Below are 12,829 nucleotides of genomic sequence, written 5' to 3' on the forward strand. Positions count from 1 at the left end.
GCCGGACGGAGGCTCGCCGGGCGGCCGGTCGACCCCGCCGGGCTGCAGACGGGTTTCGCCGTCGGGCGGCGGCCGGTTGCGCGCCTCGTCGCCGGGCAGCCGCGTCGCCGACGGATTCATCGTCAGCGCACCGAAGGACTGCGGGCTGCGGCGCAGGAAGTCCCAGCCGCCGCGTTCGCGGTACTCGCCGGCCAGGCGCACGGCGACCTGTTCGGCGCGCTGCACGGCCACGGCGTCGAGGTAGGTCGCGAAGCCGCTCGCGAACGCGCGCTGCTGCCAGGCTGCATAGCCGAGCAGGCTCGCGACGCTGAGCCCGGCGCAGAGCAGGAACAGGCGATGCCACAGACGCATGGGTCGGCCCGGCATGAGGTCTTCCGATTGTGCCACTGCGGGCGCGCCGTCCGGCCTCAGCCCGGGCGATGCGGTGAGAGGCCGCCGCGGAAGCCTGCAGACGCCGGGCAAGTCGGCGGCAGGGGCACGACGACGGCATGGCCGCGAACGGCGCGGTGCTCGACGCACGCGAGCGCGCACGCCTCGCCGCGCATCGGCGAGGCGGCGCGGCGCGAAACGGACGGCAGGCGGATCGGCGTGGTCATCGTTGTCCCTGCGGCAGTCGGAGCGGCGGTGCCGCAACCCTAGGACGCGATCGCGCAAGCGCGATGCAGGAATGTGGGAGATTTCGCGCAGTTTCGCGCCCAGCTTCCGGCACAGGCCGGCGCCGGCGGAGCCGGCATAGGCTGCGGCGATCACCCTGGGGAGTATTCGCGATGAAGCTCAGTTTCTGCGTGGGCGCCGTGCTGTTGTGTGCCGCCGCGATCGCCGCGGCGGCCGAACAGGTCGAGCGCAGCGAAGTCCTGACGATGGGGACCAAGGCCGGCTTCCAGGAAGCGCGCTACGCCGACGACGGCAGCGTACGCGTGCACTACGAATTCAACGACCGCGGCCGAGGCCCCAGGTACGACGCCGAATACCGCATCGCCGCCAACGGCGGCCTCGGCGCGATGACGAACAAGGGCAACGACTACTTCAAGGCCGCCGTCGACGAGAGCTTCAACCGCGACGGCAAGACGTTCCGCTGGAAGAATTCGTCCGAGGACGAGACGCGCACGGTCGACGGCGAGGCCTTCTACCTGAGCCTCAACGGCATGCCCGAGGAATTCGTGCTGCTGACGCGCGCGCTGCTGAAGGCGCCGGATCACCGGCTCGCGATACTGCCGGCCGGCGAGGCGCGCATCGAGAAACTGACCGAGCTGCGCGTCAAGGGCAAGCCCGGCGCGAAGAAGGTCACGCTGTACGCGATACACGGCCTGGATCTGACGCCGAGCTTCATCTGGCTCGACGACCAGCAGCGTTTCTTCGCGAGCTATTCGAGCTGGTCTTCGCTCGTGCGCGAGGGCTACGACGAGGTGCTGCCGACCCTGGGCAGGACCCAGGACGCGCAGGAGAAGCAGCAGGCCGAACAGCGCGCCAAGACCCTGACCGAGCCGCTCACGCGGCCGCTGCTGATCCGCAACGTGCGCGCGTTCGATCCGGCCAGCGGCAGCATCGTCGACGACGCAGCCGTGCTGATCGACAAGGGCCGCATCGTCGCGGCGGGCAAGGCGGCCGAGGTCGCGGCGCCGGCGGCTGCCGACACCCTGGACGGCGGCGGCAAGTTCCTGATGCCGGGCCTCTGGGACATGCACGTCCATTTCTTCAGTCCGGCCGACGGCGTGCTCGACATCGCCGGCGGCGTCACGACCGTGCGCGACCTCGCCAACAACCCGCCGGTGCTGGCCGAACGCATCAAGGCCATCGAGAGCAACCGCGACATCGGCCCGCGCATCATCAAGGCCGGCATCATCGACGGGCCGGGTCCGTTCGCCGGACCGACCAAGGCACTGGCCGACAACGAGGCCGACGCGCAGCGCATCGTCGACGACTACGCCGCGAGCGGCCACGAGCAGATCAAGATCTACAGCTCGATCAAGCCCGAGCTGATGCCGGCCATCGCGCGCATGGCGCATGCCAAGGGCCTGCGCGTCAGCGGCCACGTGCCGGCCTACATGACGGCGCAGCAGTTCGTCGAGAACGGCGCCGACGAGATCCAGCACATCAACATGCTGATGCTGAATTTCCTGTTCGACAAGGTGCAGGACACGCGCTCGCCGGCGCGCTTCACCTCGATCGGCGAATACGGCGCCGGCATCGATCTCGGTTCGCCGGCGGTGCGCGACTTCGTCGCGCTGCTCAAGCGCCGCGACATCGTCGTCGATCCGACCCTCAGCACGTTCGAGGACATGTTCCTCGGCCGACCGGGTCTGCCGGGCCCGGGCTTCGCGGCGATCCAAACGCGCCTGCCGCTGACCTGGCAGCGCAGCATCAAGTCCGGTGCAGGCGGGCTGCCGATCAAGCCGGGCCAGGAAGCGGCTTACCGCGACGGCTACCAGCGCATGATCGACTTCGTCGGCCTGCTCTACCGCAGCGGCGTGCGCATCGTCTCGGGCACCGACGGCAGCAGCGGCCTGCAGCTGCAGCGCGAGCTCGAGCTCTACGTCGCGGCCGGCATTCCGCCGAAGGACGTGCTGCGCATCGCGACCTACGACAGCGCCGGCGTCATGAAGCGCGACAAGGAATACGGCCGCATCGCGCCGGGCTACGTCGCCGACCTGATCCTCGTCGACGGCGATCCGACGATGAACATGGCCGACATCCGCAAGGTGCGCACCGTGATCCGCGGCGACCGCCGTTACGACAGCGCCAAGCTGTTCAGCGCGATCGGCATCGCGCCGTCGCCGTAAGGCAACCCGCCGCGCCGCCGCAACGGCGGCGCGGCATCCGGTCATCGCTTGCTTGCGTGCAGGACGGCCACGGGCGATTTCCGGGCATCCGTGCATCTCTGCAAACGGCACCGCAGCCGCGCAGCATCACTCCGAATCCTTGCGCCGCTTTGCGCGCGGATGCGCCGCGTCGTAGACGCGCGCGAGGTGCTGGAAATCCAGATGGGTATAGATCTGCGTCGTGGAAATGTCCGCATGGCCGAGCAGCTCCTGCACCGCGCGCAGGTCGCCGGAGGATTCGAGCAGGTGGCTCGCGAACGAGTGGCGCAGCAGATGCGGATAGACGCGCTTCCAGACGCCCTGCGCCTGGGCCCAACCCTTCAGGCGCTTGCGCACGCTGGCCGGCGAGATCGGCCGGCCGCCGCGGCCGGTGAACACCGGCGCGGCATCCGCGGGACCGGCCTGCTCGCGCAGGTGCCGCAGCGCCTCGAGCGCCTTGCTGCCGATCGGCACGACACGGGTCTTGGAACCCTTGCCGAGCACTCGAACGAGGCCTTGCGCGAGATCGACGTCGCGCCAGGCCAGGCCGGTCAGTTCGGCCAGGCGCAGGCCGCTGGAATAGAACAGCTCCAGCATCGCGCGGTCCTGCACGGCCTCGGGCGTGTCGGTCGGTATCTCGACGAGCGCGGCGGCCTCGTCGACGTCGAGCACCTGGGGCAGCTTGCGGCGCAGTTTCGGCGCGCGCACGTCCAGCGCCGGGTCCTCGGCGATGACACCTTCGCGCAGCAGCCAGCGGAAGAAGCTGCGGCAGGCCGACAGCAGGTGATGCAGGCTGCCGGGCTCGCGGCCGCGCCGGTGCTCGCGCGCGACGAGGCTGCGCAGCGGCTCGGCGCGCAGCTCGCGCCAGTGGCGCAGGCCCAGCGACTGCGCATGTGCCTGCAGCAGGCCGAGCTCGCGCGCGTAGTTCACGATTGTGCCGGGCGCGTAGCGCTTCTCGACGCGCAGGTAGTCGAGAAAACGCGCGACCTCGCCGGCGAGCACGTCCATCCGTGCCGGCTCAGGCCAGCGGGTAGCGCGCGACCGACGCCGTGATCGCCTCGGCGATGAGCTTCAGGAAAACCGTGCCCATGCCCGGGTGGAAGCGGTCCATGTCGTGGCTGCCGATCGCGAGCATGCCCAGGCCGTTGACCGGCATCAGCACGGCCGACAGCACCTCGCCGGCGCGGGCGCCGAACAGCGCGTTGAGCTTGTCCGGCTGCAGCCGGCCGCAGAGTGGTTCGTTGCGCTGCAGGAACTCGGCGAAGGCCGGCAGCGCGGCCCGGCCGCCGGGTTCGAGGATCAGCCATTCGTTGCCGGTCAGCGTGTCGCTGCGGCCGAACAGCACGATGCGCACGAGGTCGGTATGGAAGTCTTCGGTCAGGCCGGCGACGACGCGGTGGAGGCTGTCTCCGAGCGACGTGGCGCGCATCAGCGACAAGGTCAGCGTGTGCACGCGGATCATCAACTGCTCGTTCTCGTGCGCGATCTCGATGAGCTCGCGCAGGCGCCGCGTCAGCTCGCGGTTCTTGTCGCGCAACACGTCGAGCTGGTAGCTCGCGAGCGAGGCCGCGGCGCCCTGGTCGCGGGGCAGGCGCAGCGCCATCGCGAGATCGGGAAACTCGTTGAGGAATTCCGGATGCCGGCGCAGGTAGCTCGCGACTTCCATCGCGGTGAGGCCGTCCTTCAGGCTCAGATCGCTCATAGGTGATAGTTCCCTTCGAAGACGAATGCGGCGGGTCCGGTCATCCAGACCGGCTGGCCCGGTCCCGCCCAGGAAATCTGCAGCCGGCCGCCGGGCAGTTGCACCTCGACGTCAGCGCCGACGCGGCCGCGCCGGGCAAGCGCGACGACCGCGGCGCAGGCGCCGCTGCCGCAGGCCTGCGTCTCGCCGACGCCGCGTTCCCAGACGCGCAGGCGAATGGCTTGCGGCGACAGTACTTGCGCGAACCCGACGTTCGCGCGATCCGGAAAATCGGCGTGGGTTTCCAGCGCCGGTCCCCAGTCGGCTACGGGCGCCCCGATGACGTCGGCCACTTCGATGACCGCATGCGGATTGCCCATGGACACGGCGCCGAACGCGATTTCGGTGGCGCCGAGCGTGCGCTTGTAGGTCGTTGCGGCCTGCGTCTCGCGCAGTGGAATCGCCGCGGGCGCGAACTGCGGCACGCCCATGTCCACGCGCACGCGGCCGTCGGCGAGGATTTCTACGGCGACCGCGCCGCTCGGGCTTTGCAGCCGGGTCAGTCCATCGGCGAGCGCGCCGGCGCGGTGCAGCCACGCGGCGACGCAGCGCACGCCGTTGCCGCACTGGCCGGCCTCGCTGCCGTCGCGGTTGTAGATGCCGTAGCGCCAGGCGCAGTCCGGATCGCGCGACGGCTCTATGGTCAGCAGCTGGTCGAAGCCGACGCCGACGTGGCGGTCGCCGAGCCGCGCGATCTGTGCGGCGGTCAGCGGCAACGCGCGGTCGCGGCAGTCGATCACGACGAAATCGTTGCCGATTCCGTGCATTTTGCTAAAAGGCAACAAATTTTCCGTCGTCGGCGCCATCGCGGATCATTGCGCCGCGGCGTTCTTGGCCGGCGGCGGCGTCGTGCCGGGTTTGACGAGATCGCCCTTGTTGCCGCAGGCGACGAGCAGGCAGAGCAGGGCGAGCAGAGACAAGGTGCGCAGGAGCGTGGACATGGCCGGTTCCGTGATGGCGGAGCGCGGAGCGCGCCGTGGTGCGGGATGAACGAGGGATGCAGTATAACGAGGCCCATCCCGGGTACGGCGACCTCCCATGCTGCCAGACATTCCCGCCCTGTTGCCGGCCATTGCGGCCGCGGTCCTCGGACTGGCCGTGCTGATGCAGTCCTTCGCCGTACGCCGCCGCTGGCGCCAGCGGCGGCGGCTGTCGGCCTGCCATCGCGGCGCCTGGCTGCTCGTGCTGCTGAGCCTGGCCCTGCTCGCTTGCCTGCTGTCGCTGTCGCTGGACGGCTATCGCCGCCTCGTCGCCGAGCAGCCCGTCGCGCAGATCGGCGTGCGCGCATTCGGGCCGCAGCAATGGGCCCTGCGTGTGGACCTCGCCGACGGCACGCACGAGAGCGTGCAGCTCGCCGGCGACGACTGGCAGCTCGACGCGCGCGTGATCAAGTGGACGCCGCGCGCCGTCAGTCTCGGCGCGCAGCCGCTGTATCGCGTCGAGCGCATCAGCGGCCGCTGGCGCGATACGGCCAAGGCCCAGTCGACGCCGCCGAGCGTCGCGGCGCTCGGCGGCGACGGCGTGCTCGATCTCTGGCAGCTCAAGCGCCGCTATCCGGCCTGGCTGCCCTGGGTCGACGCCGATTTCGGCAGCGCGGCCTACATGCCGCTGATCGACGGCGCGCGCTACGAGGTCACGCTCGCCGCCGCCGGCGGCCTGATCGCGCGACCGGCCGATGCGCAGACCAAGGCCAAGCTCGAGGCCATGGACTGGTAAGACCCCGCGGCACGCGCAAACCTCCCGATGAGCGCGCGGCAGCCGGCACCGTCCGTTCGCTTCGGTGCCGTGGCACGTTTTTCCCGATTCGTGGGCCGCTGCGGCGGCAACGCATCGTCGTCACCGGCCGGTCGAATCCATGTACTCCTCGCAATACCCCTGGGTAGAACTCTATCGCGCGCTGCTGGATCTTTCCGACTCCGACGGCGACGCATATCCGACCTTGCTGCAGCCGTGGCTCGCGCAGCAGGCCGAGGAAGCGCGCTGGCCGCCGGCGTTCGCGCGGCGCACGCAGCGGGACTGGGCAGCGGCGAGCAGCGAGGATCTCTGCCGGCTCTATGCGATGTTCCGCGTCACCTCGCTGTTGCTGCTGCGTTTCCAGCACGGTCGCGCCGGCACGTCCGACTACGCCGGCCCGCCGATCACGGCCGCGGGCTTTCTCGCGTTCCACGAGGCGCTCGGCCTGCAGGTGCCGCACACGCCGGCTTACCATCCGTTCTTTCATGAAATCGTCGCCGTCGAACCCGAACCCGAACCCGAGCCCGCCGCGCCGGTCCTCGTGCTCGGCGAGCGCTGGCCGGCGCTGATGCTGGGCGACCTGCTGTACCTGCGCGCCGGCTGCGTCGTCGCGGCCGGCGCGCAGCAGGTGGTCAAGTCCATCGCGGAGCACAGCACCCTGTACTGGACCTTCCGGCGCCGCGACCGTCCCTGCCGCGATCTGTCCCACGGCTGGGGCAGCAATTCGCAGTGGTCGACCGCGCTGCGGCGCGACTACCGCACGCCGCTCGCGTATCACTACAACGTCGACGCCAAGGATCCGCTGCCGGCGCCCGGGACCACGGCCGATGCGGAGCTGATGCACGAGCTGCTGCGCCATCGGGGGCTGGTCCGCACCGTGGCCGACGATTCCGACCTGTGTCCGTACGGCTACACCCATACGGAGCCCGTCGCGGCCGGCGGCTGAGCGAACGGCGAACCGGACTGCAGCGCCGCCATCGCCGCGGAGACGGCGACGCACGGGTTCGCCGCGGATGCAGAAAATCCCGGCCGGAGCCGGGATTCTTTCGCTGCCGGGTGACCGGCGCTCAGTCGACGCTGATGCGTCCCGGCGGTTGCTGCTGCGGCAGCACCTGCTGGGCGAGCTTGGTGTCGGCGCGGATCAGGCCGACCTCGTCGGCGAGAATGTGCGCGGCTTCCTCGAGCGGCACGTCCTTGCGCTGCTTGGCCTGCTTCTCGCGCTCGACCTGGCTCTTGATGCTGCGCTCGTCGGCCTGCAGGCCGTCGTCGGTCGCGGCGGCGACTTCGTCGTCGCCGTCCTCGGCCGCGGTGCCTTCGCTGATGCGCGTGACCGTCGTGCTCGCGAGCGACGGATTGTCCTTCTGCGCCTGCTCGAGCGCGGCGCGTTCGGCGTCGCGGGCTTTCTTGCGCGCTTCCTGTTCGTCGCGCTCCTTGCGCCGCGCGGCTTCGTTCAGCGACACGGTCTTCTCGGCGCGCAGGCGCTTCACTTCGGACTGGTCCTCGGCGTAGTACTGCCATTCCTGCGACTTGGCGATGCGCGCCTCGTGGCGCGTCGTCAGCATCGGCAGCACGGGCTTCAGGTCGGCGACGGCGTCGTACGAGGCCGGCGTGATCGAGCTCCACGGCAGCGCGTTCGGATAGCTCGACTCGCCGAACTCCTTGGCCTCGCCGGCGTCGGGGAACGCGATGTCGGGCACCACGCCGCGCAGCTGGGTCGTGCCGCCGTTGATGCGGAAGAACTGCGCGCTGGTCATCTTGAGCTCGCCGTACTTCGGCTTCTCGTTCTGCGCGGCGTTGTCGAGGTCGACGAGCATCTGCACCGTGCCTTTGCCGAACGTCGGCTCGCCGATGATCAGGCCGCGGCCGTAGTCCTGGATCGCCGCGGCGAAGATCTCCGAGGCCGAGGCCGAGCCGCGGTTGACCATGACCGCGAGCGGGCCGTCCCAGGCCATGCCGGACTGGTGGTCTTCCTCGGCTTCGATGCGGCCCTGGGCGCTGCGCACCTGCACGACCGGACCCTTGTCGATGAACAGGCCGGTCAGCTCGGTCGCCTCGCTGAGGCTGCCGCCGCCGTTGTTGCGCAGGTCGATCACGACGCCGTCGACTTTTTCCTGCTTGAGTTCGGCGAGCAGCTTCGCGGTGTCGCGCGTCGCGCTCTTGTAGTCCTTGTCGCCGCGGCGGCGCGCGTCGAAGTCGAGATAGAACGTCGGCAGCTGGATCACGCCGACGCGGCGCACGGCGTCGCCGTCCTTGACCTCGATGATCTGCTTCTTGGCCGCCTGCTCCTCGATGCTGACTTTCTTGCGCACCAGCGACAGGGTCTGGTGCTTCGCGTCGGGACCGCCGTCGGCCGGCAGCACTTCGAGGCGCACGACGGTGTCCTTCTGGCCGCGGATCTGCTCGACGACATCGTCGAGGCGCCAGCCGATCACGTCGTTGATCTGGCCGTGCTCGCCCTGGCCCACGCCGAGGATGCGATCGCCGACCTTGAGCTTGCCCGACAGCGCGGCCGGGCCGCCCGGCACGATCTCGCGGATCGCGGTGTATTCGTCCTCGCGCTGCAATACCGCGCCGATGCCCTCGAGCGACAGCTTCATAGAGATGTCGAAATTCTCGCTCGCGCGCGGGCCGAGGTAGTTCGTATGCGGCTCGATCGAGGTCGCGTACGCGTTCATGAAGGTCTGGAACACGTCCTCGCTGTTGATCTGCGCGACGCGGTCGTTGAAGCCGGCATAGCGCTTGTCGAGCGTCTTGCGGATCTCGTCGTCCTTCTTGCCGGCGAGCTTGAGGCGCAGCACGTCGTTCTTTACGCGCTTGCGCCAGATGTCGTCGAGCTCGGCGCTGCTGCTCGCCCAGGTCGCCTTCTCGCGGTCGAAGGAATAGCTTTCCTGCGTGGTCAGGTCGAACGGCTTCTCGAGCGCCTTGCGCGAGAACGCCGTGCGCTCGGCCACGCGCTGCAGGTAGAGGTTGAACACCGCGAACGGCATCGACAGGTCTTTGTTGTAGATCGCGTCGTCGAGCTGTTCGCGCGCCGCGCTGAAGCGGTCCACGTCGGACTTCAGGAAGAACAGCTTCTCGCCGTCGAGCGAGTCGAAGTAGGCGTCGAACATCTTGGCCGACATCGCGTCGTCGAGCGGCACGGCCTTGTAGTGGAACCGCGTCAGGAAGCGCGACGCCCAGATGGCCGCCTCGGCCTGGTCTTCGACGGGCTTGAGCAACGGACCGGACTGACCGGTCGGCTTGGCCGCGACGATGCCGGAGGCCAGGAGAGCGAGAACGATCAGGGTCTTGCGCATTTGATTCTCCAGCGAAACGCGATCTTGCTAAGCGGTCTGAACGATTCCGGCGGCGTGGGCCATCTCGTCCGCATGATAGGACGAACGCACCATCGGTCCCGAAGCCACATGCTGGAAGCCCAGGCGATAGCCCAGCTCCTCCAGCGCCTTGAACTCCTCCGGCGTCCAGTAACGGATTACCGGATGGTGGTGCGGCGTGGGTTGCAGGTATTGACCGATGGTCACCATGTCGACAGCGTGGGCACGCAGATCGTTCAGTGCGCCTTCGACCTGTGACCAGGTTTCACCGAGTCCGAGCATGATGCCGGACTTGGTCGGCACGTCCGGATGCTGCGCCTTGAACTGCTGCAGCAGATCCAGCGACCAGTCGTAGTCGGCGCCGGGCCGCACTTCGCGATAGAGCTCGCGCACGGTCTCGAGGTTGTGGTTGAACACGTCCGGCGGCGCGGTCGCGAGGATTTCCAGCGCGCGCTCCATGCGGCCCTTGCCGCGGAAGTCCGGCGTCAGGATCTCGATCTGGATACTCGGGCTCTGCTCGCGCACGAGGCGTATGCAGTCGGCGAAGTGCTGCGCGCCGCCGTCGCGCAGGTCGTCGCGGTCGACCGAGGTGATCACGACGTAGCGCAGGCCCATGTCGCGGATCGTGTCGGCCAGGTGGCCCGGCTCCTGCGGGTCCGGCGGCTTGGGCCGGCCGTGGGCCACGTCGCAGAACGAGCAGCGCCGCGTGCAGACCTCGCCGAGGATCATGAACGTCGCGGTGCCCTTGCCGAAGCATTCGTGGATGTTCGGGCAGGACGCTTCCTCGCAGACCGTGACCAGACGGTTCTCGCGCAGCTTGGCCTTGAGCTTGGCCACCGCATTGCCGGGCGGGATGCGCACGCGGATCCAGTCGGGCTTGCGCAGCCGCGGCGCCTGGTCGAACACGGCGCGGTTGCGCGCGATCTTGTCTTCGCCGAGCTGCTTCTCGCCGACGACGACGATGGGGATGGCCTTGGAGGTCGAGGGTTCCATGCGATTCACGCGAGAGCGGCGACGGCGGGAGCCGGCGCCGGGATGACGGGGTCGGCCGCCTGGGGCCGCAGGCCCAGCTGCCGCGCGAGCTCTTCGACGAGGCTGGACTGCAGCACGGCCAGGCTGGCCGGGCCGCCCAAGTCTAGCACCTGGGTCACCGCCAAGCCCTTATAACCGCAGGGATTGATGCGGTGGAACGGTTCCAGGTCCATGGCCGCGTTGAAGGCCAGACCGTGGAACGAACAGCCGCGCCGCACGCGCAGGCCGAGTGCGGCGACTTTGGCGCCGGCGACGTAGACGCCGGGCGCGCCTTCGCGCCGTTCGGCGGCGATGTTCCAATGTTCCAGAGTGTCTATGACGGCCTGTTCGATGCGTTGCACGAGCTCGCGCACGCCGATGCCGCGCCGGCGCAGATCCACGAGCACGTAGGCCATGATCTGGCCTGGGCCGTGGTAGGTGACCTGGCCGCCGCGGTCGACCGGAATGACCGGGATGTCGCCGGGCGCGAGCACGTGCTCGGTCTTGCCGGCCTGGCCCAGGGTGAAAACGGGCTCGTGCTGCAACAGCCAGAACTCGTCGGGGGTATCGGCCGTGCGCGCGTCGGTGAACGCCTGCATCGCGCGCCAGACCGGCTCGTAGGGCCACAGGCCCGGCAGTTCGCGCACGAGCACCGTCAGCAGCTCGTTCATCGCCGCGGCCTCTGCAGGGGCCGCAGGCCGGCCGGCGCCGGCGCAGGCAGGTAGTGATCGCTCATCACAGGTTCGTCGGCGGCCTCAGAGCGTCCAACGGATGTCCGGGTCGGCGCGCAGCACGTCGTGGGCTGCGTCGTACTTCTCGCGGGTCGGGCAGGTGAAGCTGACCGTCACCGAGACGTAGTTGCCCTCGCGCGACGGCCGCGAGCGGATCGAGCCTTCGAGCACGTTCAGGCCCAGGCTCGCGATGTGCAGCGGCACGCGCTCGACGAGGTCGGCATTGCCGTTGCCGACCGCGGTGATCTCGAACACGCCCGGGAACTGGAATCCCTGCTGCGGCGATTCGGGCTGGATGTCGTCCAGATTGCGCATCATTTGGTATCCGGTTGTTTCGACGGTTGCACCGCTTCGTCGCTCTTGAACCACAGCATGATGCTGTCGCCGACGCGGCGCATGAAGCCGGCCTCAGGGTACTCCTGCAGCGAGACGATGGGACGTTCGACCAATGGCTTGCCGTCCAGCGAAATGCGCAGGGTGCCGAGCTTCTGCCCCTTCGTGAACGGAGCGACGAAACGGCCGGGCACGTCCATCGAGGCCTTGAGGTCGGCGTAGCGGCCGCGCGGCAAGGTCACGAGCACGTCTTCGGTCACGCCGAGCTGAATGGTGTCGGCCAGGCCCTTCCACAAGGTCGGTTCGGCGACGGGCTTGTCGACGCTGTAGAGCTTGTGCGTCTCGTAGAAGCGGAAGCCGTAGTTCAGCAGCTCCTGGGTCATGTCGGCGCGGACCTTTTCGCCCTTGGTGCCCATGACCACGGTGATCAGGCGGCTGTCGTCGCGCTTGGCCGAGGCGGCCAGGCAGTAGCCTGCGCCGGAATGATGGCCGGTCTTGATGCCGTCGACCGAGGCGTCGCGCCAGAGCAGCGCGTTGCGGTTGTGCTGCTTGATGCCGTTCCATTCGAACTCCTTGATCGCGTAGATCTTGTAGTCCTCGGGGAAGTCGCGGATCAGGGCCCGCGACAGGGTCGCGATGTCGTGCGCCGTGGTGTAGTGCTCCGGCGCCGACAGGCCGCTCGCGTTGACGAAATGCGTACCGGTCAGGCCCAGGCGCTTGGCATATTCGTTCATGAGGTCGGCGAACACGGCCTCGGAGCCGGCCAGGTGCTCGGCCAGCGCGATCGCCGAGTCGTTGCCGGACTGCACGATCATGCCCATGAGGAGGTCGTGCAGCTTCACCTTGGAATTCAGCACGAGGAAGCTCGTCGAGCCGTCGGTGCCGGCGCCGCCGCCGCGCCAGGCGTTCTCGCTGATGAACACCTCGTCGTCGGGCTTGACCTTGCCGGCGGCGAGTTCGGCCGAGACGACGTAGGACGTCATGATCTTGGTGATCGAGGCCGGCTCCACGCGCTCGTCCGGATTGCTCGACGCGAGGACCTGGCCGGTCGCGTAGTCCATGAGCACCCAGGCTTTCGCATCCAGGGTCGGCGGCGGCGGCATGGGCGCCGTGATCGCCGTCGGCGCCGGCGCGGCCGGACGGGGCGCGGCCGGGGCCGGCGTCTGC

Annotated in this window: 14 protein-coding genes; 3 read left to right on the top strand and 11 right to left on the bottom strand. The window is 69.1% G+C overall.

Going from position 1 to position 12,829, the window contains the following annotated elements; translation table 11 throughout:
- Both NON22_RS12485 and NON22_RS12490 read right to left on the bottom strand, forming a co-directional pair.
- The coding region (locus NON22_RS12485; protein ID WP_257387269.1) for a hypothetical protein at positions 1-366 on the bottom strand (366 nt) is incomplete at its 3' end.
- A 41-nt stretch (positions 367-407) separates the two neighbouring features.
- On the bottom strand, positions 408-596 hold the full coding sequence (locus NON22_RS12490) for a hypothetical protein (protein WP_257387270.1): 189 nt from the start codon (positions 594-596) through the stop codon (positions 408-410).
- Positions 597-767: 171 nt separating this feature from the next.
- Here NON22_RS12490 and NON22_RS12495 point away from each other — a divergent pair, with 171 nt between their 5' ends.
- Positions 768-2,780 carry an amidohydrolase family protein gene (locus NON22_RS12495; RefSeq protein WP_257387271.1) on the top strand — a complete coding sequence of 671 codons (2,013 nt, stop codon included), beginning with the start codon at positions 768-770 and terminating at the stop codon, positions 2,778-2,780.
- Positions 2,781-2,906: 126 nt separating this feature from the next.
- Here NON22_RS12495 and NON22_RS12500 read toward each other — a convergent pair whose 3' ends face one another.
- The 4 genes from NON22_RS12500 to lptM are packed head-to-tail and all read right to left on the bottom strand — an operon-like array spanning position 2,907 to position 5,480.
- A complete protein-coding gene (locus NON22_RS12500; RefSeq protein WP_257387272.1) occupies positions 2,907-3,806 on the bottom strand; it encodes a tyrosine recombinase XerC in 900 nt (299 codons plus the stop codon).
- Between the two features lie 10 nt (positions 3,807-3,816).
- Positions 3,817-4,500: a DUF484 family protein gene (locus NON22_RS12505; protein ID WP_257387273.1), complete on the bottom strand. Its 684-nt coding sequence runs from the start codon at positions 4,498-4,500 to the stop codon at positions 3,817-3,819.
- Positions 4,497-5,345, bottom strand: coding sequence for a diaminopimelate epimerase (gene dapF, locus NON22_RS12510; RefSeq protein WP_257387274.1), 849 nt, complete (start codon positions 5,343-5,345; stop codon positions 4,497-4,499). The genes NON22_RS12505 and dapF overlap by 4 nt, the downstream gene beginning before the upstream one ends.
- Positions 5,346-5,351: 6 nt before the next feature.
- A complete protein-coding gene (gene lptM / locus NON22_RS12515) occupies positions 5,352-5,480 on the bottom strand; it encodes an LPS translocon maturation chaperone LptM (protein WP_257387275.1) in 129 nt (42 codons plus the stop codon).
- A gap of 97 nt (positions 5,481-5,577) precedes the next feature.
- Between lptM and NON22_RS12520 the strand changes: the two genes are divergently transcribed.
- Entirely contained in the window at positions 5,578-6,255 is a 678-nt protein-coding gene (locus NON22_RS12520; RefSeq protein ID WP_257387276.1) for a hypothetical protein, read from the top strand.
- A gap of 139 nt (positions 6,256-6,394) precedes the next feature.
- On the top strand, positions 6,395-7,219 hold the full coding sequence (locus tag NON22_RS12525; protein WP_257387277.1) for a hypothetical protein: 825 nt from the start codon (positions 6,395-6,397) through the stop codon (positions 7,217-7,219).
- 121 nt (positions 7,220-7,340) lie between these two features.
- On the opposite strand, the gene NON22_RS12530 is transcribed toward NON22_RS12525, so the two are convergent.
- The 5 genes from NON22_RS12530 to NON22_RS12550 form a co-directional block, all read right to left on the bottom strand.
- Positions 7,341-9,569: a carboxy terminal-processing peptidase gene (locus NON22_RS12530; RefSeq protein ID WP_257387278.1), complete on the bottom strand. Its 2,229-nt coding sequence runs from the start codon at positions 9,567-9,569 to the stop codon at positions 7,341-7,343.
- Positions 9,570-9,596: 27 nt separating this feature from the next.
- Positions 9,597-10,580, bottom strand: coding sequence for a lipoyl synthase (gene lipA, locus NON22_RS12535; RefSeq protein ID WP_257387279.1), 984 nt, complete (start codon positions 10,578-10,580; stop codon positions 9,597-9,599).
- Between the two features lie 5 nt (positions 10,581-10,585).
- Positions 10,586-11,269 (bottom strand): lipoyl(octanoyl) transferase LipB, encoded by a 684-nt coding sequence (gene lipB, locus NON22_RS12540; RefSeq protein ID WP_257387280.1) that lies wholly within the window; start codon positions 11,267-11,269, stop codon positions 10,586-10,588.
- An 84-nt stretch (positions 11,270-11,353) separates the two neighbouring features.
- Positions 11,354-11,647 carry a DUF493 family protein gene (locus tag NON22_RS12545; protein ID WP_306673795.1) on the bottom strand — a complete coding sequence of 98 codons (294 nt, stop codon included), beginning with the start codon at positions 11,645-11,647 and terminating at the stop codon, positions 11,354-11,356.
- On the bottom strand, positions 11,644-12,829 hold a 1,186-nt coding region (locus NON22_RS12550; RefSeq protein ID WP_257387281.1), incomplete at its 5' end, for a D-alanyl-D-alanine carboxypeptidase family protein. The genes NON22_RS12550 and NON22_RS12545, both read right to left, overlap by 4 nt.

Source organism: Tahibacter caeni, assembly GCF_024609805.1.
Classification (GTDB): Bacteria; Pseudomonadota; Gammaproteobacteria; order Xanthomonadales; family Rhodanobacteraceae; genus Tahibacter; species Tahibacter caeni.

What these genes read in the sequence shown, in the direction of transcription:
- NON22_RS12495 (WP_257387271.1), top strand. Translation starts at nt 768, where the DNA reads ATGAAGCTCAGTTTCTGCGTGGGCGCCGTGCTGTTGTGTGCCGCCGCG.
- NON22_RS12545 (WP_306673795.1), bottom strand. Translation starts at nt 11,647, where the DNA reads ATGATGCGCAATCTGGACGACATCCAGCCCGAATCGCCGCAGCAGGGA.
- lipA (WP_257387279.1), bottom strand. Translation starts at nt 10,580, where the DNA reads ATGGAACCCTCGACCTCCAAGGCCATCCCCATCGTCGTCGTCGGCGAG.
- NON22_RS12505 (WP_257387273.1), bottom strand. Translation starts at nt 4,500, where the DNA reads ATGAGCGATCTGAGCCTGAAGGACGGCCTCACCGCGATGGAAGTCGCG.
- lipB (WP_257387280.1), bottom strand. Translation starts at nt 11,269, where the DNA reads ATGAACGAGCTGCTGACGGTGCTCGTGCGCGAACTGCCGGGCCTGTGG.
- NON22_RS12530 (WP_257387278.1), bottom strand. Translation starts at nt 9,569, where the DNA reads ATGCGCAAGACCCTGATCGTTCTCGCTCTCCTGGCCTCCGGCATCGTC.
- NON22_RS12500 (WP_257387272.1), bottom strand. Translation starts at nt 3,806, where the DNA reads ATGGACGTGCTCGCCGGCGAGGTCGCGCGTTTTCTCGACTACCTGCGC.
- NON22_RS12525 (WP_257387277.1), top strand. Translation starts at nt 6,395, where the DNA reads ATGTACTCCTCGCAATACCCCTGGGTAGAACTCTATCGCGCGCTGCTG.
- dapF (WP_257387274.1), bottom strand. Translation starts at nt 5,345, where the DNA reads ATGGCGCCGACGACGGAAAATTTGTTGCCTTTTAGCAAAATGCACGGA.
- NON22_RS12520 (WP_257387276.1), top strand. Translation starts at nt 5,578, where the DNA reads ATGCTGCCAGACATTCCCGCCCTGTTGCCGGCCATTGCGGCCGCGGTC.
- lptM (WP_257387275.1), bottom strand. Translation starts at nt 5,480, where the DNA reads ATGTCCACGCTCCTGCGCACCTTGTCTCTGCTCGCCCTGCTCTGCCTG.
- NON22_RS12490 (WP_257387270.1), bottom strand. Translation starts at nt 596, where the DNA reads ATGACCACGCCGATCCGCCTGCCGTCCGTTTCGCGCCGCGCCGCCTCG.